This is a genomic window from Cutibacterium sp. LaCa_286 (assembly GCF_057198075.1).
In genome coordinates this window covers 973,182-995,627 of record NZ_CP191091.1, presented here as the reverse complement: position 1 = coordinate 995,627, position 22,446 = coordinate 973,182, and the positions used below count along the sequence as shown (strand labels likewise).

Here is a 22,446-nt window from a genome sequence, read left to right as displayed (position 1 = left end):
CCCCTCACCGCTGGAGCACCACGTCATCGACGCAATGATGGATAGGTTGGAGATTGTGAAACTGCTCTTTGCTGGAACACCCGAGATCGCCTGCCCGGCGCTGGCGGCACTGGACGACGACCCCCGCCACGACGTGGTGGCCGTGCTCACCCGCCCGGACGCCGCCGTGGGCCGGCACCGCACTGCGCGCCCCTCACCGGTGGCCGCCCTGGCGCACCAGCGGGGGATTCGCACCATCAAGGCCACCTCGGTACGCACGGGGGCTGGCCATGACGAGGTGGCCGGTCTCGACGTGGATGCCGCAGTGGTCGTCGCCTACGGTGGGCTCGTCCCGGCCGATCTTCTCAAGATCCCCGAGCACGGCTGGATCAACCTGCACTTCTCACTGTTGCCGCGCTGGCGTGGTGCCGCCCCGGTCCAACGAGCCATCATGGCAGGTGATGAGCGGACCGGAGCCTGCGTCTTCCAACTGGTTCCCGAGCTCGACGCGGGGGCGGTTCATGCGTCGATGACGACCACGATTGGCCCCACGGAGACCTCCGGTGAACTTCTGGAACGTCTTGCCGCCGACACCACCGGTCTCATCGCAACGGCCTTGGACCGCATGGCTGATGGCATCGACCCCACCCCGCAACCGGAGCAGGGCGTCACCCATGCCGCCAAGATCACCCCACAGGAGGCCCGTATCGACCCGTCGCTGCCGGCTCGCACCCTGAATCGTCTCATCCGTGGCACGTCCCCAGCCCCCGGGGCGTGGGGACTGCTGGATGGCAGACGCTTCAAGATCCTGCGCACCTGCCTCGTCGATCCAGCACGCAGTCACGAGGCAGATCTGGACTCAGACCTTGCCCCCGGTGAGCTTCATGCCACGAAGAACAACCTGTACCTGGGCACGGGGGAGGGGGTCCTGCGGCTCATGGACGTCCAGGCGTTCGGCAAGAAGGCGATGCACGGTGCCGACTGGGCACGTGGCGCACACCCGAATGGCAAGGTGCTGTCATGAGTTCGCGATCGCATTCCAGGCGTCGTCGCCGCTGCGACCCGGTGCGTCGCGTCGCCTACACGGCTCTGTTGGCCACCGAGACGCGCGGTGCCTATGCCAACCTCGCCCTGGCCGAGCAGCTACGGATGAGCGCACTCACCGGGCGCGATGCCGCCTTCGCCACCGAACTGGTGGACGGTACGGCCCGCGGCACCGGGAGTTGGGACCGCATCATCGCCGCTGCAGGTGGACGTCCTGCCAGCACGTTGCAGCCGGGGGTGCGCGTCGTCCTGCGGATGGCCTGCCACCAGGTCCTGCAGATGCGGGTGCCGACGCACGCCGCTGTCGGCACCTCGGTGGATCTTGCCGCCCACGTCATCGGGGAGCGGGTCACCGGGCTGGTCAATGCCGTGGCCCGCAAGATCTCCCTGCACGGCCTGCCCGAGTGGGCCGAGATCATTGCCCCCGACAACCCGGTCGAGCAGCTTACCATCGCCAGCCTGCACCCCCGATGGATCGTGACGGAGTACGCAGAACTTCTGGCGGGCGACGAATCGCTCGATTCCGAGGATCACGCGCCCGACGGTGGAGCTGGCTGCGACGAGGTGCGCCGTGCCCTCATGGCCGACAACATCGCCGCGACCCCCACCCTCGTCGTGCGGCCCGGACTCGCCACGGTCGACGAACTGCTCGCCCAAGGGGCGAGCGCGTGTGAGTACTCCCGATTCGGCGCGCACCGCGCCGGAAATCCACGCGAGGTGCCGGCAGTCGCCGACGGACGAGCCGGCGTGCAGGACGAAGGATCCCAACTGGTGGCAACCGCCCTGGCCGACGCCTGCGATGTCGATGGACCGTGGGTCGACATCTGTGCTGGCCCCGGGGGCAAGGCGGCACTGTTGGCCGCACTGGCCGCCGAGCACCATCGTTTCTTCGCCGCCGGTGAGCTGCACCCGCACCGTGCCCAGCTGGTTGCCCATGCTCTGGCACCGATCCCCGGGGATCACGCCGTCCTCGTCGCCGACGGCACCCATCCACCCGTGCGGCCCGGAGTGTGTGCCGCCGTCATGGCCGACGTGCCGTGCTCCGGTCTGGGAGCGCTGCGCCGCCGTCCCGAGTCCCGCTGGCGGGAACGCGACCTCGAGGCCCTCGTGCTGCTGCAGCGGAGCCTCCTGCACAACGCCATCGCACTGGCCAGGCCGGGCGGTGTCATTGGATACGTCACCTGCTCACCGCATCATCGCGAAACCACCGAAGTCGTCTGCCAGGCGCTCCGGCACGAACCGGTGGAGGCCCTGGACACCCCGAGTCTCATGGCCGGCGTGCCCGACTGTGCCACCGGCCCGGACGGCAGGTTCGTCCAGCTGTGGCCGCACCGGCATGGTACCGATGCCATGTTCTGCGCAGTCCTGCGTAGAACGTCCTGATGGCCGTGACGGGCTGTCTGGGAGGTCACATCGAGGCCGTGGCCAGAGATCTATGAATCGGCACCGATCCTCTAGGCTGGGGTCATGACTGTGCGCATCACCCCGAGCATTCTCAATGCCGATTTCGCCGACATGGGCCGGGAGGTGGGACGCATCGAGTCCGCCGACGGCGTCCACATCGACGTCATGGACAACCATTTCGTGCCGAATCTCACCATGGGTGTGCCGATGGTCGAGGCTCTGCGCAAGGTGACCGATCTGCCGTTCGACGCGCATCTCATGATTGAGGATCCCGACGTGTGGGCACCGGGATATGTCGACGCTGGTGCCCAGACCGTCACCTTCCATCTGGAGGCGGCCAAGGCACCGATCCGTCTGGCCCGCGAGATTCGTTCCCGAGGTGGACGGGCCGCCGTCGCCCTGAAACCGGCCACCCCGGTGGAGCAGATCGCAGACTTCATCGAAGAGTTCGACCAGGTGCTGCTCATGACGGTCGAGCCCGGATTCGGTGGTCAGTCATTCCTGGACTGCGTCCTGCCCAAGATTCGTCGGACCCGTGAGCTCATCGACCGCACTGGCAAGGACATCTGGCTGCAGGTCGACGGGGGAGTCTCGCCACGGACGATTGCCCGCGCGGCACGGGCTGGTGCCGACACCTTCGTCGCGGGATCGGCCGTCTACCGGGCGGAGGCACCCGATGAGGCGGTGCAGCGGTTGCGGGAACTCGCCACTCGTGCCGTGGCCTGAGACCTCCTGAGCCCTGTCGAACGGGGTAGGGCCACAACAGGGAGATTGCACGACCGGTGACGTGCCACATGGTCATCACATGTCTGGGCCGGGTTCCTCGCCCCGCGGGGGATCCTCCTTCGATGACGGGGGCTGTGGCCCTGCAGGACCGGTTTCGGACTGTGAATCGTCGCCATCGGTTCGGGGCCTGGAGTCCGTCTGCCGTTCCGCCTTGCGATTGCGCAGGTACGACTGGAACTCCACGGCAAGGACGTCTCCGGTGAGCCCTTCGGGCAGGTCGGCGTCCTGCTCCTGCTCCATGTCGCGAATGTACTCGGGCAGCCCCTCGGTCTGGGTGGCCTCCTGGGAGACCTCCTCGACCCACTGCTGGGATTGCGCACGCAATTCCTCGGACACCAGGGCCAGACCGGTGAGTTCCTCGACGCGCAGCAGCAGGGCAAGCACGGCAGGAGGGCAGGGCGGTTCGAAGGCGTACTGGGGCACGAACGCCCACAGACCCATGGCGTCCGTGCCAGACTTACGTACCTCCTCCACGAGGACGGACGGCAGCCCGACCGGCCCCTCGTAGTCCACCTCGTCAATGCCCAGCCGCGATGCCATCTGCGCATCACTCACCGCCCCCGACACCGGCAGCGGGCGGGTGTGGGGCACGTCGGAGATCATCGCACCGAGCACGACGACACCGGCCGGGTCGAGCCGCGCGAACTTCTCGATGAGATCGGCACAGTACCGTCGCCAACGAAGATTGGGTTCGGGGCCGGTGACGCACACCACGGGCTGATCCTCGTCGAGTCCCTGCCACAGGGTGGTCGTCGGCCACGTAATGGTGGCCTCGGAATCCGTCACCCGCCGCACGGGACGCAGGATTTGGTAGTCGTAGTAGTCCTCGCAGTCCAGTTCCACCGATGGCATGAGGTGGTACCGGTCGACGATGTTCATGACGGCATCGAAGGAGGCACCTCCAGCGTCGTTCCAGCCTGAGAATCCGACGACGATCCACGGACCAGATGACTGTGAAGACGGCATGGTGCACAGCCTATGTCATGTTCCCCTCGTACCGGTAGAGTCGTGGGCACCCGTCGAGGTGGTCCTCGACAGGGCCCCTGACAACCCGACCCGTCCAGACTCCGGAGCCGCTCCATGCACATGTTCGCCGCCGTCCTGTGGGATTTCGATGGCACCCTCGTCAACACCGAACCTCGGTGGGCGCAGGCAGAGGACACCCTGTTGGCACGCTACGGCACGTCCTGGGGCGAGGACTCCCACAATTTCACCGGACGGCCGGTCATCGAAGTCTGCCAGGAGATGGCTCGGATCATCGACAACGGGATGAGCGCGCAGGAGGTGCTGACCGAGTTCGTCGCCATCGTTGCGCAGCTCAACAGGGAACAGGACGTTCCGTGGATGCCCGGCGTTCCGCAGCTGTTGGCCGACCTGCACGAGGCCGGGGTGCCGATGGCCATCGCCACCAGCGCACTGCGCAGGACGGTCCAGCCCATCCTCGACCACATCGATCCCGACTGGTTCGGTGCTGTCATCACTGCTGACGACGTGGACCACGAGACGGCCAAACCCCATCCCCGTCCCTACCTGGACGCTGCTGCCGCGCTGGGGGTGGCGGCCACCGACTGCCTCGTCGTCGAGGATTCGGCCACCGGGGCTGCTGCCGCGGCCGCGGCTGGTGCCGTCACCCTCGTCGTCGACGGGGCAGCCACCCCTGGCCCGGCACCACGACGTGTTCATCGCCATGATCTGTCCGGTCTGCGCACCAGCGATCTCGTCAAGCTCTGGAACCTGGCCCAGGAACAGCCCGTGCCCTTGGCCTCGGGGGGCGGCGGGGTGCTGCGTGAGGGGGAGCGGATCACCCTCACCGACAACAAGGGGCGTCGTCATTCAATCGTCCTCAAGGCTGGCGGGATCTTCCACACCACCAAGGGAGCCGTGCGTCACGATGACCTCATCGGGGGACCGCAGGGGGTCGTCGTCTCGTCGGTGGGCGGGCTGGAGTTCCTGGCCCTGCGCCCCACGTTGAGCGAGTTCACCGTGTCCATGCCGCGTGAAGCAGCCATCATCTACCCCAAGGAAGCTGCCCAGATCGTCATGTGGGCAGATGTCTTCGCCGGGGCACGGGTGCTGGAGGCGGGGGTGGGCTCCGGCGGACTCTCCATCCCACTGCTGCGTGCCATTGGTCCGACCGGCAGGCTGCACTCCTACGAACGGCGTGGCGAGTTCGCCCAAGTGGCAGCTCGCAATGTCGAGAACTTCTTCGGGACGACGCCAGACACGTGGAACCTCGAGGTGGCAGATCTCGTCACCGACATCGGTCCGGAACCCATCGACCGGGCGATCCTCGACATGCTCGCCCCGTGGGAGTGCATCGACGCAGTGGGACGGGTGCTCGTACCCGGCGGGCTGCTGTGCTGCTACGTGGCGACGACCACCCAGATGGGGCGAGTGATGGAGACCTTGCGTGCCGAGGGCGGCTGGACCGAACCGGAAGCCACCGAGACCACCACTCGCCCGTGGCACGCCGAGGGGTTGGCGATCCGCCCGGCACACGGGACGACGGGACACACCGGTTTCCTCGTCATCGCCCGTCGCCTCGCTCCTGGCGTGCAGGCACCGATCCGCAAGCGACGTCCGGCACCCGGAGCGTACGGCCCCGACTACCACGGCCCGCGGCCCAGCCATCTGCCGGATCCCCGCAACCTGCCGAATCCCCGTGCCGAGGATCCCCGTGCCGAGTGACTGACGCACAGGTGATGTCACGATCCTGCTGGGCCCGGGCGTGACCCCCGGACCCACGACCGACGGTGGGCATCGCGGCAGGATCCTCGGCCTGCCCGTGCCCCTCAGCCGTGTCCTGCGATGATTCTAGTCACCCAGGACGCGTCGGACTCACTCCCGGTGCACCAGCACGGCAGCGGTGCACCGGGAAACCCTGAGGTCCATCACCTCGGGGGAACCGAGAAGGCCCATCACCTGGGGTGAACCGAGAAGGCATAGTCACCACTGGAGGTGGAGGTGACCATCGGCGGGTGCAGGTCTCGCATCCGGAACCTCTTGTGTCGGTGTCCCAGCCAGGCGATGCAGAACAGGCTGATGGCGAGCAGGACTGCTTGGACCGTGATACCCGTGACGAAGTAGTGCAGCGGACCGTCGGAGATGAGGTATCGGAAGGCATCCACCGAGTACTTCATCGGCATGAACACCGCCAGATGCTCGTAGAAGGCCGGCAACATGGTCACCGGGAAGGTGCCGCCACAGGTGGGCAGCTGCAGCACGAGGAGGATGAGGAAGACCGCGGTCTGCGGACTACCCATGATGAGTCGTAGGACGTGTGCCATCGCCATCCAGGCCAACGACGTCACCGTCACGAACAACAGGAGCAGCCACGGGTGCACTGGATCCAGTCCGAGAACCAGCCACACACCGAAGATCATGATGAGTGCTCCCACCAGGCAGACGGTGGCAGCTGGGCCGAATCCCATCATGAGCAGGCGTACCGACGAGGCACGTCCAGCTTGGGCGCGTCCGGAGATGGTGCGCAGCACGAGGAATGTCGAGATCGCGGAGATCCACATGGCGATGGAGAAGAACATCGGCGCCAGGCCTCGTCCGTAGTACTTGGCCGGATGGTCGACCGTCTGCTCGACGTCCACCGGAGTGCTCATGACCTTCGACATGGTCTCGGTCTGGGTGGGGCTCAGGCTCGGCATCTTCTTGTAGCCGTCCTGCAGTCCCGTGGACAACTGGCTGGCACCGGTGGTGAGGGTGTCGGTGCCCTTCTTGAGCTGACCCAGTCCGTTGGACAGTTGCACAACGCCCGAGACCACCTTGGGCATCTTCTCGGTCGCCTCGCGACCTGATTGGGTGGCCTTGTGCACCGCGGAGTCCATGTCCTTGGCGCCGGACTCGGCGGTTGCCATGGAGGCCTTGAGCTGATCGGTTCCCGCATTGGCCTTGTCGACGTCGCGGTTGAGGCGATCCAGGGCAGACTTGGCGTTCTGTGCCGCCTGGTTGGCCGTGGACTGGTCGAGGCTCAGATTGAGCCCGGCGGAAGCGTTGGCGACGGCGGCGACATTCGACGAGACGGTCGTCGTCGCACTGGCAGCCCCGGAGAGGTTCTTGACGAGCTCGATGTAGTGCGCGTCATGGGCCAGTTCCGGGTGGGTGGAAAGCAGCTGGGTCGACGCGTCGCGGGCACCGGAGACATTGCTGTTGATCGTCGTGACAGTGGGACCGTTGGGATTCTCGAGTTTCCCGGTGGCAGTCACCAGATGCTTCGCCTGTTGCTGCAGAGCTGGCAGGTTGTTGTTGATCTGATCGATGAGTTGACCGGTCTGGGCATTGACGACCTGGGCGTCCTCACCGACGTCCTGCGCAGCAGCGGCAATCGTCGTACTCCCATTCCTGGCCTGACCGACGGCCTGGGTGAGCTTGCTCGATGCCGAGTCGGCGTCGTTGAGGGCAGAGTTGACGCGATTGACGGATTCCTGGCCTTCTCCCAAGGACTTCGTCGCGTCGAGCATCTTGGTGTTCATGACGGTGACGGCGTCGTTGACGGACTTGTTGCCGTCGGAGACCTTCTTGGCACCATTGGAGGCATTGCCCAGGGACTCCTTGACCTTCTGCAGGTTGCCGAAGACCGATTCGAAGTACGTCTGGGTGACGGACTCGTCCAAGGCCTTGCCCAACGAGGTCTCCACCTGGGAGGTGAGCAGGCCGATGATGAAGCCATTGGCATCGTCGCGACGCAGCTGCAGGGTGGCGCGAGCTGGTTTGTAGTCACCGGCACTGACGAGGTTCTTGGAGAAGTCCTTGGGAATGGTGATGACCATGTAGTAGTCGCCGGCGCGCAGACCGTCGAGAGCAGCCTGGGAGTCGGTCCCCATGAAACGCCAGTCGAACATGGGGCGGTTCTTCAGTTGCCCCTCCAGCTGGCTGCCACCATCGACCGTCCGGTCACCGAAGGTGGTCGGCTCGTCAAGATCGACCACTGCGATGGGCACGTCGTCGGTGTTGGCGTAGAGATCCCAGTTGGCGTGCAGGTACACCCCGCCGTAGAGCAGCGGGATGATGAGCACGAAGAACAACGCCAGACGGGAGCGTCCCTTGAATCGACGGAACTCGTACTTGAGAAGCTTGGCCAGGTTGATCAACATGAACTGTCACTCCTCGTTGTCGTGTGCGGAACTGTCACCGTCATGGCGAAAGACGTCACCAAGGGTGGGCGCACCGTCTGAGTCCTCGCCTGGATCCGGGGCGGGGCCCGGGCCGGATTCCTGTTTCTCCTCACCAGCGGTGTAGGACGCGGGTTCCTCGGAACGTGACCTGCTGGGGACGAAACCATCGGGTCCGGGTTGCTGGGCAGCTGCCTCGCGACGTTTGGTGCTGAACCGGGGCAGCTGATCGAGTTTGATCGGTTGGGCCATGGCCATGCGTTTGGATCGCGGAAGGCCGAGATCCACGGCCTCGGGAGGCACCGAGTCGTCATCCATCGTCGCAGCGATGATAGTGGCATCCTCATGCCGGGCAAGTTTGAGCAGGATGTCGAACAGTGGACGCTGATGGCGGTGGGGGACCATGGAATCTGCGTCGTCCAGGACGATGACCTTGGCGGGGCGCAGCATGGCCAGGCACACGGAGGCGACAGCCCGTTCCACCGACGAGAGCTGCTCGAGCTCACAGGAGTGGTCGATCGTCATGCCCAAGGTCTCCTCGAACTCACGAACCCGATCCTTGCCCTGCTGGGCGGAAATCGCGTCGATGTAGCACCGCTCCACCACCGACTCGTCGATGGTGAGACGATCCTCGGGCTGCACGTAATCGGCAAGTCGGGCGACGCTGGTGTACTTCATCGCCTCGTAGGGTTTTTCTATCGCGTTGATGCCGTTGATGAACAAGGTACCCTCTGCCCGCCGGAATCGTGCCGTCAAGGACAACAGCAGGGCAGACTTTCCAGATCCCCGATCGCCATGGACGATACCCAGTTGCCCCGGGTACAGGTCGAGGTCGAGAGGACCGAATATCGTTCCCTGACGTGCCGAGGCCGTCAGTCCAACCGCATGTACGAGCGGTTCAGTCATTGCAGAATTCCCTTGATAGTTCGACAGATGGCATCTGCCACCAGTGACTCGGTGACGATGTCGGGCAGTGCACAGTGCTCCAGGGCCATGGCATTGGCCAGACCAAGGATGGCGATGGACATCGTCTGCATGTCTGCGCCGTCGATTCCCATGGATGGCGAGAAGGTGGCCAGGGCCTCGCAGATGGCGTCAAACCGCTGTACCACCAAGTCCCGGTAGGCCAGGGCGACCTTGGGATCGGAGTTGGCGATCTGACGAAACTCGGCGAGACGTAGCTGCCAAGGAACATCGTCCATCAGTGAGGCCGCGACACGACGGCTGAAGTCACCGACTGGGTCGGAGCTCCCACTGGTACGTACCTGGTCGATGGTCTGGGCGATGGACTCCAGTTCGATGCGTGAATGGGCCATGCACACCTGGCAGAACAGTTCGGGCTTGGACCCGAAACTGGAGTAGATGGCCCCCTTGGTGTACCCAGCGTCCCGGGCAATGGTGCGCAGATCTGCACCGGAGTAACCGTGCTCCTGAAAGTTCTGCGCCGCTGAGGCGAGGATGGCAGCGCGTACGTCCGGGCGCGCCTGCCCCGTGTCCTGCGTCATGGTCACCGTGTCTTTCCAAGGTCCGATACCAGCGGAATCGGGTCCCCATCGTAGTGATCATCGTGGTCGATCCAAAATGCTCACCGCTGTGCTGAAGGATTCTCATGAAAGTGTCACGCAGTGGACACCTGGACGCATTCCTCCGGACACCTCGGGGCAAGGGCGATCACACTGCGCTGGTTGCACGCCGTGGTCAAGGGTGGGTGAGAAACGAATACGTCACGGCTCTCCGGAAGATCAGCTTCACATCTGGCGTGAGGGCTGCGTCCCGATAGTCTGGACACGTCGTCGACAGGCAAGGAGGAGCATGACCCAGCAACCGCTCACCCAACGCTCCAATGAATACCTCACCCCTGACACGGCATCGTTTGCCGAGCTGTTGAGCAGCATGGCTCCTCAGATGTGGCCGCCAGCGTCCATCGACTCCTCGGCTCCGGAGATGAGACGTCACGGCACCTCCATCGTCGCGGTGAAGTACACCCAGGGTGTCGTCATCGCCGCACATCGGCGCAGCGCCCTGGGACACGTCATCACCCAGCAGGACATCGGCCAGGTGATCAGCTCCACCGCGAGTCACGCCGTGACTGCCATGGCCGGACCCAGCGGTCTCGTCTTCGAGACGATGCGCCTGTTCACCATCGAGGTGGAGCATTTCGAGAAGGTCGATGGCCATCGTCTGTCCCTGGATGGTCAGGCAGCACGACTGTCCAATCTGGTACGCGTCACCAACACCCCCACCTCGGGTGGAATCCTCGTGACGCCGATCCTCGCCGGATGGGACGAGGACCGTCATCGCGCCCGCATCTTCAGCTACGACGTCACCGGTGGACGCATCGAGGAGGCCTCCTTCGCCTGCGCCGGCAAGGGGATGATCTTTGCCAAGAACCATCTGAGCAATGCCAACCTGGCTGCGATGAGCCAGGCCCAGGCGATTCACATGACCCTGCAGGCCGTTCACGCTGCAACTGCCGACGATCCGGTGCCCAGCCTTGCCGATGCCGTCGTCCCCGAGGTGCGCATCATCGACCCCAGTGGGATCACCACCCCGGACACGACCCAGGTGCGACGCTGGCTCAAGGACCTGGTGGACGCACACACCATCGGGACCGACACGACCGCCGCCACACCGCGGACACATCCCACTGACGACACCTCCAACCCGACAGACGCCACCTCCGACGCGGCCACGAGCGAGGACCCCGCCGACCTCGAGCACACAACTGACGATGCGTCATCCCTCGCCAGTGGCGAGGATTCTGGTGGCGAACACCAGGAAGGGGCCTCCGGCCAGACGCATAGCCCCCATGAGGACGGTCTGGACCAGAACACGTCGAAGAAGTCACGCACCACGTCTGAGAAGATGCGCGAGTCTGAGGAGCTGCACGGGTCTGAAAAACTGCATGGGGAGGACCGATGAGCACACCGTGGTACGTGCCGCCACAGCAGTGGGTGGACGATCGTCATCGCTTTCTGCACGAGGCCCTGGCCCCCCATCTGCCGCTGGTCGTGGCCCAGTGCGCCAGCGGAATCGCCCTCGTGGGCCCGCAGGTGTCCGCGCAACTGCATCGCACCGGGGAGATCCTGGGTGGCATCGGGATGGCTGCCGTGGGCAAGTTCAGCGAGATCGAGATGCTGCGCATCGCTGGGATTCGACAGGCGGACATCTCGGCATATCTGTACTCCCGCACCGATGTGCACGCACAGTCCCTGGCCAGCTGGTACGGCCGGCATCTGGGAGCCGCCTTCGCCGACCCGACGACCAAACCCTACGAAGTGCAGATGGCCTTGGCCGAACTGGGAACGACGAGTCAAGCCGATGCCATCTTCACCATCGACGCCGATGGCACCGTGAGCGAGTCCGTCGGTCCAGTGATCCTTGGTGCCAACCAGGATCGAACCACGAGGCTGCAGGCCGATCTCACCGAACAGCAGCCGCTGGACGAGGTGGTCCACACTGTGACAACACGTCTCGGCGTCCCGGTGGATCAGATGGAGGTTGCACTGCTGGAGCGCGGACGCGGCCCCCGGGCATTCCACCGTGTCGATCTAGGCACGGATCTGCGGCAGCCGTGACGAGCAACACCGCGGTGGGTCCTCACCAGGCTCACCATCGAGCCCATCGAACTCGCACCGAGAAAGGAGATGCGGACATGGCACGTGTCAATGGTGAAATGGTGATTGCGATTGACGGGCCCAGCGGTTCGGGCAAGTCGTCGACCTCGCGCATGGTTGCCACCCGGTTGGGTCTTGCGCATCTGGACACCGGCTCCATGTATCGCGCACTGGCCTGCGCCGTGTCCCGAGCCGGGATCAACCCCCAGGACGAACCTGACCGGGTCATCGATCTGGCAGGCAGCGCCGACATCAGGGTGGACACCCGGCCTGGTCGCGACACGGTGGTCATCAATGGGGTGGACGTCACCGAGGAGATTCGCAACCCGCGTACCAGCGCCCGGGTCTCCGCAGTTGCCACGATCCCACAGGTGCGGGTGCTGCTCGTGGAACGAATGCGCGACATCGTCGAACGGAACGATCGGCGGATCGTCGTCGAGGGGCGAGACATCACCACTGTCGTGTGTCCCGATGCGCAGGTGCGGGTGCTGCTCGTGGCCGACCCCGCCGTGCGGATGGCTCGACGCGCCCGTGAGCTGGGTGACGACGTGGACCAGACGCAGATGCACGACCAGATCGTTCGTCGCGACCGGGACGACGCCACCGTCAGTCAGTTCGAGACGCCGGCCCCGGGAGTCACCCTCATCGACTCCACCTCGTTGGACCTGGACGAGGTCGTTGCCAGGGTGGTGGCACTCACTGAGCAGGTGGGGTGAAATCCCCCAGGCACAGAGCTGCCAACCTCACTGCGATCATGTAAATTGAGCTAGTTGTTCGTCGACCAGGAGTACGACATGCCCTTCGAAGATGAGTCCATCGCCTCTGTCCGGGCTGCTGATGCCCCTGACGTTTCGATCACCGAGACTCGGGAAGCTGACGCGCCAGCCGAGGAGGAGCTTCCCCGACCGGTCGTCGCCGTCGTGGGACGGCCCAATGTGGGCAAGTCCACACTCGTCAACAGAATTCTGGGACGCCGCGAGGCCGTCGTGCAGGACACCCCCGGTGTGACCCGGGACCGGGTCTCCTACGACGCCGAATGGGCTGGGCATGATTTCGTCCTCGTCGACACCGGCGGCTGGGCCTCGGACGCCCACGGCCTGGCGGCTCGTATCGCCGAGCAGGCCGAACTCGCCATCTCCACCGCAGATGCCGTCCTGCTCGTCGTCGACGCCACCGTCGGCACCACCGATGAGGACGAGGCCGTGGTGCAGGTGTTGCGCCGTAGCAACAAACCGGTGGTGCTGGCCGCCAACAAGGTTGACGACATGCACACCGAGATCGAGGCGGCCGCCATGTGGAATCTCGGCCTGGGGGAGCCGCACCCGGTCTCGGCGATCCACGGACGAGGCTCCGGCGATCTGCTCGACGCCTTGGTGGACGTGCTGCCGGAACGCGCTGCAGCCCCGGTCCTGGTCGGTGGTCCACGCCGGGTGGCCATCGTGGGCAAACCCAACGTCGGAAAGTCATCGCTGCTCAATCGGTTGGCCCGTCAGGACCGCTCGGTGGTCTCCGACATGTCCGGCACCACCGTCGACCCGGTGGACGAGGTCGTGGCGGTCGGGGGAGTGCCGTACCGGTTCATCGACACCGCAGGGCTGCGCAGACGCGTCAAGGAGGCCTCCGGTCACGAGTTCTACGCCTCCCTACGCACCCAGACCGCCATCGAGCGAGCCGAGGTGTGCATCGTCGTCATCGACGCCTCCGAGCCGATCAGTGACCAGGACATGCGCATCCTCAACATGGTCGAGGAGGCCGGGCGTGCCCTGGTCGTCGCCTACAACAAGTGGGACCTCACCGACGAGGAGCGTCGCCGGTACCTGGAACGCGAGATAGAACGGGACGTACAGGCCTTCGCCTGGGCCCCGCGGATCAACATCTCCGCCCTCAAGGGGAGAGGCGTCGACAAGCTGTCCAGGAACATCGAGACCGCCCTGCACGGGTGGGAGACCCGGGTGTCGACCGGCAAGCTCAATGCCTTCCTCGGACGACTCACCGCGTCCCATCCGCACCCGGTGCGCGGCGGCAAGCAGCCTCGCATTCTCTTCGGCACCCAGGCCCACAACTGTCCACCGACCTTCGCCCTGTTCACCAGTGGTGTCATGGACGACAGCTACGTGCGTTTCATCGAACGCCGGCTGCGTGAGGACTTCGGATTCGAGGGGACGCCGGTTCAGGTGGAGATCAGGCCCAGGGAACGCCGTGGCGGACGCGGCAGGCCGACCAGTTGAGAGCTCACGCTGCTGCCCGGCGGAGTCGATTTGTCGTAGCCGATGAAAGTACGCTAATGTTCTTCTTCGGATTCACAACCGAGTCCATCGGGCTGTAGCGCAGTTTGGTAGCGCACTTGACTGGGGGTCAAGGGGTCGCAGGTTCAAATCCTGTCAGCCCGACAAGAGGCTGTTGAGCACGCAATGACGCGGTTTGGTGGCTCGGGCCACGACATGTGGACGGTGCAGAGATCCCAAGCACGTGTACTCACGACCACCCATACAAGTCATGGACTTTGCCCACCCGGCAGCAACGGCCACATCACTGGCTGCGTTCACCAGGGCGTCGCGCGACGAACCGCCAGGTGAGGAGCACCAGCAGCAGCAGCACCACCCCGATCACGAGCTCGATCCACCCGGCAGTCCTGAGCGCCACCGCGTCGGATGGCCTCAACCAGTCCCGAGCGGGTAGCAGATTCATCACTGGCTCGGCGATGAGCCCCCCTGGCACGAGCAGGGACGCGGCAAAACCCCAGCCGTCGGTCCTACGCATGACCCAACCTGCGACACCCAGCAGGAGACCATCCCCCAGTGCCACCACGAACCAGTACAGATTGGACAACACGTCCGACCAGTCGAAGAAGCCTATGGCCCATCCAAGGAGGTAATGGACCGCCAAGGCCAGTTCGCCGCAGACAATCGCCCAGAGAGCGGCCTGCCACCATCGCCGTCCCCAGCTCCAGCCCGCGAAGATGAGCAGGAGAGCCCGCACGGCTCCGTTGGTGAGATAGCTCAGGACCAGACGAGTCACCAGAAGCGGTTGGACGTCGACGACGCTCAGATCCTCAGGCGACTGAAGGTTGGTGAGCAAGGACACAGTGGCGAGGATGACGGCAGCGAGGATGCCCTGCACCGGGGAACGCTTCACGCGACCATCCTTGCACACGACCCATGCACCCAAGGCCGGAGGCAGCCGTCATCGAGATGCCGTTGGGACCAGCCCATGCGGCCCGGGAAACCCCATCGTCGGCCCCGCAGAACTTTTCGGTGAGGGGAGTGAGCCTGACACAGATCCGTCATGCCTGAGAAGGCAGTTGCCTGGCACCGTACGGCACCAGGCAACTGATAATCGATCAACCGATCACATGCATGTGACAGTCACTGCGAGGTACTGGCATTCTCCCGCGCGACAGCCATCTTCTTGACGCGGCTGTAGACCCCCCACGTCATGAGGGCGATGACGATGAGACCGACGTAATCGGCGTAGTTGCCGTAGGAGGAGTCGCCGATGACGTCGAGCACGGAACCATTTCCGGTGGCGACGACGACACCGGCGTAGATGACGCCCATGATGGCCTCGCCCACGATGAGGCCGGTCGCCAGCAGCACACCGGTGCGTTTCTTGCCCTCGACGTCACCCCCGGCCCGCTGGGCCCACTTGTCGTAGCCCACACCGAGCAGGGCACCAATGGGGATGGCCACCGACGTCATGATCGGCAGGTACATGCCCATGCCCACGGCCAGCGGCGAGAGGTGCATGCGATCGGTGAAGTGCCCGAGCAGCTCGTCGACGATGATGGCACCGATACCGATGAGCACGCCCAGCCCGATGAGGTTCCACTCAAGATTGCCACCGAACACACCCTGGGCCAGCGACGACATGAGTCCAGCCTGCGGGGCCGCCAGAGCAGTCTTGGGATCGGCTCCGGGAGCTCCCTGGAAGCCGAAGGCCTGGTGCATGAGGCTGAGCACCGGCGGAATGATGGCCGAGCCGAAGATCACGCCGATGATGAGCGCCACCTGCTGCTTCCAGGGGGTGGCGCCGACCAGCTGGCCCGTCTTGAGGTCCTGCAGGTTGTCGTTGGAGATCGTCGCCATGCCGAAGATGATCGCCGCAGTGAACAGGGTGTACGCCACCAGCACCTTGGACTCCTCCACACCGGTGGCATGGTGGGTGGCACGAATGATGAGGGCGGTGAGGATGACCACGAGAATACCGACTCCCGAGACGGGGGAGTTCGAGGCGCCGATGAGACCAGCCATGTAGCCACAAATCGAGGCAACGAGCAGACCCACCAGCAGGATGAAGACGATCGTCACGAGAATGAGGCCGGAGATCCCGCCATGTACGGCAGTGTCGCGCAGGAAGTCCCACAGCAACAGGCCGATCGGGATGAGTGAGGCGATGACGGCGAGCAGCACGACGCTCATCGGCAGATCACGCTCGGTGAGGTCAACGGTCTGACCAGCACGCTGCTTGCGGTGCGAGACGAGGGCTTCCTTGATACCGCGAATGATCGGACCGAGAATCTTGAGCAGGGTCCACACTGCTGCGATCGCCATCGTTCCAGCACCGACGAACCTCACCTGATGAGCGAAGACACCGTCGATCATGCCGATGGGTTTGCCATGCATCTGCCAGGGAAGCACGAACCCGTAGGAGATGACGACGCCGACGAGCATGGCAATACCCACCGTCAGGCCGACGAGGTGCCCCACGCCCATGAGGGCCATGGACAGTCCGGCACCGATGTAGGTGCTGGTGTTGCCCACCTTGAGGTTCTTGCGAATCTCACCCTTGACGACGCCGAGGTACGTCCCGACGAGGTACAGGGCCGAGGCGATGGATCCCATGATGATGACCCGGATGCCGACCTTGTTGGCCTGGGCGCCCTCGGTGGTGTCACCGACCTTGAGTACCTCGGCCGCTGCCACACCTTCGGGGTACGGCAGGTCAGAACCTGTGACCAACGCCCGACGCAGTGGAATCGAGTACATGACGCCGAGGATTCCGCCGATCGCACAGATGGCCAGGGTCGTCCAGTAGGGGAAGTGATTCCACCATCCGACCATGATGAGGCCGGGCAGGACGAAGACGATTGCCGACAAGGTACCGGCAGCAGATGCCACCGTCTGTACGATGTTGTTCTCCTGAATCGAATGATTCTTGAACATGTGCAGCACGGCCATGGAGATGACGGCCGCAGGAATCGATGTGGCAAAGGTAAGACCAACCTTGAGCCCCATGTACGTGTTCGCTGCTGTGAACAGAAGGGTGATCAACCCGCCGAGGAGCACTCCTCGCACCGTCAACTCACGTGTACCCATCTGCTCAGTCACTGGAAGTGACATGAGTTCTCCCTTCAACCGGATCGCAGATGATCCAGGTTCTTTCCAGAACAGCCGCTGGGTATGAAGCAGCCGCTGAGTCAAGGGGACTCTACTACGTCTTGATACCAGCTACACAGCGGGCCCAGTGCCACACCGCCACACACGACCAGACTCAATGGTGCTTCTGTCAGGCACAATAGGGTCGTGACGCACGCCATCGACCACCTGTTCCATGACCCAAGTGTCCCTGACAACCCGCACCGATCTGATAACCTGCGCCAGCTGAGACCGGAGACCAACCCTCTGGCCTCGAGGATCCGACTCGTCGTCACGGACATGGATGGAACCCTGCTGCGTCCCGACCATCACCTGCCCGAAGGGCTGGAACCCATCCTGCAGGCGATGGCCCGACGCAACATCGTCTTCGCCCCAGCCTCCGGACGTCAATGTGCCGCCCTGACAGCACAGTTCCCGGCAGTACCGGGCCACAGCCTCATCATTGCCGAGAACGGCACGAACGTCGTCATGGATGGTGAACTGATCTATTCCTCACCGCTGGACCCCCAGGTGGTACGACGCACGATCATCCGGGTACGTGAGCTGAGGGCAGCGGGAATCGACTGTGCGGCAGTGGTGTGCCACCCCGAGTGTGGCTATGTGGAACGCGACGACGAGCCGTTCCTGCGCGAGGTGACTCCCTACTACCTGTCACACGAGGTCACCACGGACCTCCTCGACACCCACAACGGTGCGGTGTGTGAGGGGGCGGTGAAGGTGGCGATCCACTGTCTCGACGATGCGGAGACCGTTCTGGCACCGCGGATGGCAGACTTCGCCGAGCTGTGCCAGGTGACGGTCTCCGGCCAGCACTGGATCGACATGTCCAATGTCGGCACCAACAAGGGTTCTGCCCTCTTGCAGGTGCAGGGTCGTCTGGGGATCAGCCGTGACGAGACGGTCGTCTTCGGTGACTACCTCAACGACCTCGCCATGATGGATTGCGCGACGATGTCGTTCGCCATGGCCAACGCCCACCCCCAGGTCATCGACAAGGCGGCGTACCTTGCCCCGCCCAACACCGAGGACGGCGTGGTGCAGGTGTTGAGTGCCCTGCTCGGCCTGTGAGAGGTCTGCCTCGACCGGTGAGAGGTCGGCTCGGTCGGTGAGGGATCCGTGGCCATCGCACCTGCCGATCCTCTCCTGCCAAAGCAGCTGGGCAAACAGGGGTCCCTGATTTGGACTGAGGCCCCTGATCTGGAGCAGCACCCGACCATCGCTACAACCCGTACCGGGCCGCGGCCTGTCTCAGCTGGGAGCGCGCCTGGGGGTGGGCGGCATTCTCAATGAGTTGACGAGCCTGTTCCCGCTCAGAATTCCCGAACAGCTCGGCCACCCCCTGCTCGGTGACGACGGCGGTGGGTTGCACGCTGGTGACCGGTGCATCGAGCTTGTCGACGATCGTCGACACGCCAGCCTTGAGATGCCAACTTCGCATCGCAACGAGTGCCTGACCGCCGGGGGAGTGCAGCGCCCCGACGAGGAAATCGGTGGCACCACCCGTACCGGAGAAGATCCGCGTACCGATCCGTGAGGCATTGACCTGCCCGAACAGATCCACCTGCATGGCGGTGTTGACACTTGTCATGGCCGGCTGCCGGGCGATGGTCCCGGGGTCATTGGTCCGCTCGCACCGCAACAACTGCAACCGGGATTGACGCCCGGCCCATTCGTACAATTCGTCACCACCGATCAGGAAGGTTCCCACGATCGGGCGATCCGGGTCGAGCACACCGGCATCGTCCACCTCGCGCACCCCGTCGCCGATGAGCTCGGTCCACACGCCCAGATGGCGTTGGGTGGTGACCGAGCGTAGTCCGGGGTGCGAGTCGACCTGGGGCTGTTGCAGACAGGAGAGCACGGCGTCGGGAACGGCACCGATTCCCGCCTGAATTGTCGCCCCTTCACCCATGCGTGCGGCAATCGTGTCCCCAATCGTCATGGAGGCATCATCGAGGCTGGCCTTGTCGACGGTGAGCAGTGGCGCGTCGATCTCGATGCCGTAGTCGATCTCGTCGGTGGACACGACGCCGTCGCCAGCGATGAACGGCATGTGTGGGTTCATGACTGCCACAACCATTCCTCCACTGGCACGCGCTGCCTCCACGGCAGCCGGCATGATCTGCACCTCGATGCCCATGGAGACCTGGCCGTTCCTGGGGGTGGTGGTGTGCAGGACGACGAGATCAGGTGTGCGGGTGGTCCTGAGCAAGTCCGGTGTGTTGCTCAGCCGACCGGGCAGGAACTCGACGTGTTCGGCATGACGCTGTCCCGGACCGACGAAGATGGTCTCGTGGGTGACCTCGGCGCGGGTGGGCACGTTAACCGGGGCGTTGACGCAGAACAACGTCCAGCGATCCAGCTGTTCGTCAATGAGGTGGAGAGCCTCAAGCGGGGTGGCTGCAGAACCAGGAGTCACCACTCGAGGATTGTCTCCGAGAGCGTGCAGTACCCTGCAAAAAGCCGTCGTGGTCAGCACTTTCATACCCCAACCGTAGTGGCAGATGCGCATTCCCCGCAGTTGGTCATCCCCCAGCTCCCCGTGGCGGAGGAATCAATTTTTGCGACAGGTCCTGTGCAACGGTTTGTTATGGTTGGCCTACCCCGCATGGACAGGATTTCTCTGATGACGACACGACCGGACGGCGGCACCTCCGACGAGCTGGATGCCACCGACCGCCACATTCTGGCCCTGTTGGAGTCCGACGGGCGCATGTCATGGACGGATCTGGGCAAGGAGACCGGCATGTCCACCTCCGCAGCACAGCAGCGGGTGCGTCGTCTGGAGGCCAGGGGAGTCATCACGGGCTACAAGGCCGTCATCGATCTGGAGTCCATCGGGGCTGGGATCACGGCCTTCATCCACATCATGCCCGTGGAACCCCAGGACGATGTCGCCATCCCCGGCGAGCTCCTCACCCTCCCCGAGGTACGCGGTTGCCACTCCATCGCTGGGCGTGCCTCATACCTCATCCGGGTGCAGACGCGCACTCCCACTGAGCTCGATCACCTGCTCACCCGCATTCGTACCCTGTGCAACTGCAGCACGGAGACGATCGTCGTGCTCGACACCATCTTCGACGACCTCAACATGGTGGGGGAGCGGAGGATTCCGGCAGACGGACTGGTGCGGTGAACGCCTCGCCGGATTCAGCGGCGAAACCACCTGCACCGAGATCGACAGATGCCCCTTCGACGAAAACGATTCCTGCACTGCGGGGCCCCGCATCTGCGTCTGCCCACTCGAAGGAATCGGATGGGCAGGACGCGGAGGTCCACCTGCCTTGGCGGCAGAGGCACGTACGACACGCCCACATCACGTCTGGTGAGAAGATACGTACCCCGCCGGAATGGTTCACCCGGGAGGGCCGCGTGGCGCGATTCTGCCGTGGTCTGCTCGCCGTGGTGGCCGGAGTGGCCACGGGGCTGGGGCAGATCCCAGGCGGTCAGTGGCTGACGGTTCCGGGGGTCGCCGCACTCACCGTGATCGTCTGCTGGCGTCCAGCCAGACGCGCACCATTGCTGGGATACCTGTTCGGACTGGGGTTGTACGCCTCGATGGTTTCGTGGGCCTCGGTGCTGGGGTGGCCAGTGGCCGTGCTGCTCATCGCCGTCCTGGGGATGTTCCCTGCCCTCACCGCGTGGACGATCCGTCTGGTGCGTGACCTGCCGGGTGCTCCGGTGTGGGCTGCGTGCATGTGGAGCGCCACCGAGGTGCTGCTCGCCCGCTGGCCGGTCGGTGGGTTCGGATGGGTGCGTCTGGCATGGTCGGCGATGGACACCCCGGCTGCCGGAATGCTGCGGTGGATCGGAGCAGTGGGTGTGAGCCTCATGGTGGCGCTGGCGGGCCAACTGCTTGCCTTCACCGTCCTGTACCGAAGAAGGGCACACCAGCTCGTGGACGCGACGGTACTGGTCCTGGTGTTGGGACTCATGTGTGCCGTGGGCACGTGGACGAGCAATCACCCCGGGGCAGGTCGTGCGGCGACCGGAGCAGCGCCCGCGGCAAGCAGCATTCCGTCCGAGGCGAGAGGATCCGGCTCAGCCCCTCCACCCCAGTTGACGGACCACACTCCACCTGCGAAGGGACGCTCCGGTACCACCGAGCCCATCCGATCGGTACGAGTGGGGATCGTCCAAGGCGGTGTGGACGGCACCGCTGGCTCACATGCAACAGGCTATGCCAGCTCGGTGACGGCCAACCATCTCTCCGAAACCATCGCCCAGGTGGCCGACGATCGGGCGCATGGGCGTCCTGCCACTGATTTCCTGTTGTGGCCGGAGAACTCCACCGACATCGACCCGGTCCAGCATCCCGAGGTGGGGCGGGTCATCACCCTGGCATCTACGATCGCCCATCAGCCGATCCTCGTGGGGGCCGTCACCCATGGCCCCCACGAGGACGAACGTCAGACCACTGGCATGTGGTGGCCCACTCACGCCCACGCACCGACATCCGTCTATCACAAGCGCAATCTGGTACCCTTCGGCGAGTGGATCCCGTGGCGCAGCACCTTGCTTCCCCTGATCCCAGTGCTCAAACAGGTGGGTCGTCAGTCGGTACCGGGAACCACCCCCGGCGTCATCGACGCCCGCATCGCCGGTGAACACGTCGTCGTGGGAGACGTGATCTGTTTCGAGCTGGCGTACGACCCGACGGTCCATGACACGGTACGCAACGGAGCCCAGCTCATTGCCGTGCAGTCCAACAACGCGACCTACACTGCGACTCGGCAGCCCCATCAGCAGTGGCGCATGACGCGGGCGCGAGCCATCGAGCTGGGGCGCCCGATCGTCGTGTCGACCACTTCGTCATTGTCCGGGCTCATCACGTCGACTGGTGAGGTGGTGACGCACACCACGGAGGGCACCCACACCCATCGTTCGGTGAGCGTGCCGTTGACCGACGGCGTGTCCTGGGGCGTGGTGCTGACGCCGTGGATCACCTGGATCAGCGTCGGCGTCGCTGTGGCAAATGTGCTCCTGATCGCCATGTCTGCCTCCTTGCGTGGCAACCGACGCAGTCCCGAACGGAATTACCACGCATCTGCTCGGAGCCTCACAGTGACGAAGACTGAGCGGTCCCGATGAACACCCAGTGTCACAGGTGCGAACTGA

Annotated in this window: 18 protein-coding genes and 1 tRNA gene; 12 read left to right on the top strand and 7 right to left on the bottom strand. The window is 64.6% G+C overall.

Annotated elements, in window-relative coordinates:
- The first annotated feature begins 55 nt into the window (after positions 1-55).
- From fmt to rpe, 3 genes are all read left to right on the top strand, one after another.
- The gene (gene fmt / locus ACP8JZ_RS04310; protein ID WP_306517050.1) at positions 56-1,003 is read left to right on the top strand and encodes a methionyl-tRNA formyltransferase; all 948 of its coding nucleotides are present in this window, start codon (positions 56-58) and stop codon (positions 1,001-1,003) included.
- On the top strand, positions 1,000-2,406 hold the full coding sequence (locus ACP8JZ_RS04305) for an RsmB/NOP family class I SAM-dependent RNA methyltransferase (RefSeq protein ID WP_306517051.1): 1,407 nt from the start codon (positions 1,000-1,002) through the stop codon (positions 2,404-2,406). Before fmt ends, ACP8JZ_RS04305 begins: the two co-directional genes overlap by 4 nt.
- Positions 2,407-2,490: 84 nt before the next feature.
- Positions 2,491-3,153 carry a ribulose-phosphate 3-epimerase gene (rpe, locus tag ACP8JZ_RS04300; RefSeq protein ID WP_306517052.1) on the top strand — a complete coding sequence of 221 codons (663 nt, stop codon included), beginning with the start codon at positions 2,491-2,493 and terminating at the stop codon, positions 3,151-3,153.
- Positions 3,154-3,228: 75 nt separating this feature from the next.
- On the opposite strand, the gene ACP8JZ_RS04295 is transcribed toward rpe, so the two are convergent.
- Positions 3,229-4,179 carry a proteasome assembly chaperone family protein gene (locus ACP8JZ_RS04295; protein ID WP_323458639.1) on the bottom strand — a complete coding sequence of 317 codons (951 nt, stop codon included), beginning with the start codon at positions 4,177-4,179 and terminating at the stop codon, positions 3,229-3,231.
- Positions 4,180-4,293: 114 nt separating this feature from the next.
- On the opposite strand from ACP8JZ_RS04295, the gene ACP8JZ_RS04290 reads away from it, so the two are divergent.
- The gene (locus ACP8JZ_RS04290) at positions 4,294-5,901 is read left to right on the top strand and encodes an HAD-IA family hydrolase (RefSeq protein WP_306517054.1); all 1,608 of its coding nucleotides are present in this window, start codon (positions 4,294-4,296) and stop codon (positions 5,899-5,901) included.
- Between the two features lie 230 nt (positions 5,902-6,131).
- On the opposite strand, the gene ACP8JZ_RS04285 is transcribed toward ACP8JZ_RS04290, so the two are convergent.
- The 3 genes from ACP8JZ_RS04285 to ACP8JZ_RS04275 are packed head-to-tail and all read right to left on the bottom strand — an operon-like array spanning position 6,132 to position 9,841.
- On the bottom strand, positions 6,132-8,318 hold the full coding sequence (locus ACP8JZ_RS04285) for a YhgE/Pip family protein (protein ID WP_484482744.1): 2,187 nt from the start codon (positions 8,316-8,318) through the stop codon (positions 6,132-6,134).
- Between the two features lie 6 nt (positions 8,319-8,324).
- Positions 8,325-9,242 (bottom strand): ATP-binding cassette domain-containing protein, encoded by a 918-nt coding sequence (locus tag ACP8JZ_RS04280; RefSeq protein ID WP_306517056.1) that lies wholly within the window; start codon positions 9,240-9,242, stop codon positions 8,325-8,327.
- Positions 9,239-9,841 carry a TetR/AcrR family transcriptional regulator gene (locus ACP8JZ_RS04275; RefSeq protein WP_306517057.1) on the bottom strand — a complete coding sequence of 201 codons (603 nt, stop codon included), beginning with the start codon at positions 9,839-9,841 and terminating at the stop codon, positions 9,239-9,241. Before ACP8JZ_RS04275 ends, ACP8JZ_RS04280 begins: the two co-directional genes overlap by 4 nt.
- 307 nt (positions 9,842-10,148) lie before the next feature.
- On the opposite strand from ACP8JZ_RS04275, the gene ACP8JZ_RS04270 reads away from it, so the two are divergent.
- From ACP8JZ_RS04270 to ACP8JZ_RS04250, 5 genes are all read left to right on the top strand, one after another.
- Positions 10,149-11,258, top strand: a complete 1,110-nt coding sequence (locus tag ACP8JZ_RS04270; RefSeq protein ID WP_021103313.1) for a 20S proteasome beta-type subunit — start codon at positions 10,149-10,151, stop codon at positions 11,256-11,258.
- Entirely contained in the window at positions 11,255-11,914 is a 660-nt protein-coding gene (gene prcA / locus ACP8JZ_RS04265) for a proteasome subunit alpha (protein WP_484482743.1), read from the top strand. The genes ACP8JZ_RS04270 and prcA overlap by 4 nt, the downstream gene beginning before the upstream one ends.
- 77 nt (positions 11,915-11,991) lie before the next feature.
- The gene (cmk, locus tag ACP8JZ_RS04260; RefSeq protein ID WP_323458848.1) at positions 11,992-12,669 is read left to right on the top strand and encodes a (d)CMP kinase; all 678 of its coding nucleotides are present in this window, start codon (positions 11,992-11,994) and stop codon (positions 12,667-12,669) included.
- Between the two features lie 78 nt (positions 12,670-12,747).
- On the top strand, positions 12,748-14,181 hold the full coding sequence (der, locus tag ACP8JZ_RS04255; RefSeq protein ID WP_323458849.1) for a ribosome biogenesis GTPase Der: 1,434 nt from the start codon (positions 12,748-12,750) through the stop codon (positions 14,179-14,181).
- 88 nt (positions 14,182-14,269) lie between these two features.
- A tRNA-Pro gene (locus tag ACP8JZ_RS04250) sits at positions 14,270-14,343 on the top strand.
- A 139-nt stretch (positions 14,344-14,482) separates the two neighbouring features.
- Here the strand turns inward: ACP8JZ_RS04250 and ACP8JZ_RS04245 are convergent.
- Positions 14,483-15,088: a hypothetical protein gene (locus ACP8JZ_RS04245; RefSeq protein WP_484482742.1), complete on the bottom strand. Its 606-nt coding sequence runs from the start codon at positions 15,086-15,088 to the stop codon at positions 14,483-14,485.
- Between the two features lie 230 nt (positions 15,089-15,318).
- Entirely contained in the window at positions 15,319-17,292 is a 1,974-nt protein-coding gene (locus ACP8JZ_RS04240) for an OPT family oligopeptide transporter (protein WP_484482741.1), read from the bottom strand.
- Positions 17,293-17,475: 183 nt separating this feature from the next.
- On the opposite strand from ACP8JZ_RS04240, the gene ACP8JZ_RS04235 reads away from it, so the two are divergent.
- A complete protein-coding gene (locus tag ACP8JZ_RS04235) occupies positions 17,476-18,396 on the top strand; it encodes an HAD family hydrolase (RefSeq protein ID WP_306517061.1) in 921 nt (306 codons plus the stop codon).
- A gap of 151 nt (positions 18,397-18,547) precedes the next feature.
- On the opposite strand, the gene ACP8JZ_RS04230 is transcribed toward ACP8JZ_RS04235, so the two are convergent.
- The gene (locus ACP8JZ_RS04230; RefSeq protein ID WP_484482740.1) at positions 18,548-19,813 is read right to left on the bottom strand and encodes an acetyl-CoA hydrolase/transferase family protein; all 1,266 of its coding nucleotides are present in this window, start codon (positions 19,811-19,813) and stop codon (positions 18,548-18,550) included.
- Between the two features lie 141 nt (positions 19,814-19,954).
- On the opposite strand from ACP8JZ_RS04230, the gene ACP8JZ_RS04225 reads away from it, so the two are divergent.
- Together ACP8JZ_RS04225 and lnt are read left to right on the top strand one after the other, a co-directional pair.
- Positions 19,955-20,464 (top strand): Lrp/AsnC family transcriptional regulator, encoded by a 510-nt coding sequence (locus ACP8JZ_RS04225; RefSeq protein WP_306517063.1) that lies wholly within the window; start codon positions 19,955-19,957, stop codon positions 20,462-20,464.
- Positions 20,465-20,700: 236 nt separating this feature from the next.
- Positions 20,701-22,419: an apolipoprotein N-acyltransferase gene (lnt, locus tag ACP8JZ_RS04220; RefSeq protein WP_484482739.1), complete on the top strand. Its 1,719-nt coding sequence runs from the start codon at positions 20,701-20,703 to the stop codon at positions 22,417-22,419.
- Positions 22,420-22,446 lie beyond the last annotated feature (27 nt).

Bases quoted from the DNA above. Each gene is read 5' to 3' on its own strand.
- ACP8JZ_RS04280 (WP_306517056.1), bottom strand. From the start codon at position 9,242: ATGACTGAACCGCTCGTACATGCGGTTGGACTGACGGCCTCGGCACGT.
- prcA (WP_484482743.1), top strand. From the start codon at position 11,255: ATGAGCACACCGTGGTACGTGCCGCCACAGCAGTGGGTGGACGATCGT.
- ACP8JZ_RS04290 (WP_306517054.1), top strand. From the start codon at position 4,294: ATGCACATGTTCGCCGCCGTCCTGTGGGATTTCGATGGCACCCTCGTC.
- cmk (WP_323458848.1), top strand. From the start codon at position 11,992: ATGGCACGTGTCAATGGTGAAATGGTGATTGCGATTGACGGGCCCAGC.
- ACP8JZ_RS04305 (WP_306517051.1), top strand. From the start codon at position 1,000: ATGAGTTCGCGATCGCATTCCAGGCGTCGTCGCCGCTGCGACCCGGTG.
- ACP8JZ_RS04240 (WP_484482741.1), bottom strand. From the start codon at position 17,292: ATGTCACTTCCAGTGACTGAGCAGATGGGTACACGTGAGTTGACGGTG.
- der (WP_323458849.1), top strand. From the start codon at position 12,748: ATGCCCTTCGAAGATGAGTCCATCGCCTCTGTCCGGGCTGCTGATGCC.
- rpe (WP_306517052.1), top strand. From the start codon at position 2,491: ATGACTGTGCGCATCACCCCGAGCATTCTCAATGCCGATTTCGCCGAC.
- ACP8JZ_RS04270 (WP_021103313.1), top strand. From the start codon at position 10,149: ATGACCCAGCAACCGCTCACCCAACGCTCCAATGAATACCTCACCCCT.
- ACP8JZ_RS04275 (WP_306517057.1), bottom strand. From the start codon at position 9,841: ATGACGCAGGACACGGGGCAGGCGCGCCCGGACGTACGCGCTGCCATC.
- ACP8JZ_RS04225 (WP_306517063.1), top strand. From the start codon at position 19,955: ATGACGACACGACCGGACGGCGGCACCTCCGACGAGCTGGATGCCACC.
- ACP8JZ_RS04295 (WP_323458639.1), bottom strand. From the start codon at position 4,179: ATGCCGTCTTCACAGTCATCTGGTCCGTGGATCGTCGTCGGATTCTCA.
- ACP8JZ_RS04230 (WP_484482740.1), bottom strand. From the start codon at position 19,813: ATGAAAGTGCTGACCACGACGGCTTTTTGCAGGGTACTGCACGCTCTC.
- ACP8JZ_RS04285 (WP_484482744.1), bottom strand. From the start codon at position 8,318: ATGTTGATCAACCTGGCCAAGCTTCTCAAGTACGAGTTCCGTCGATTC.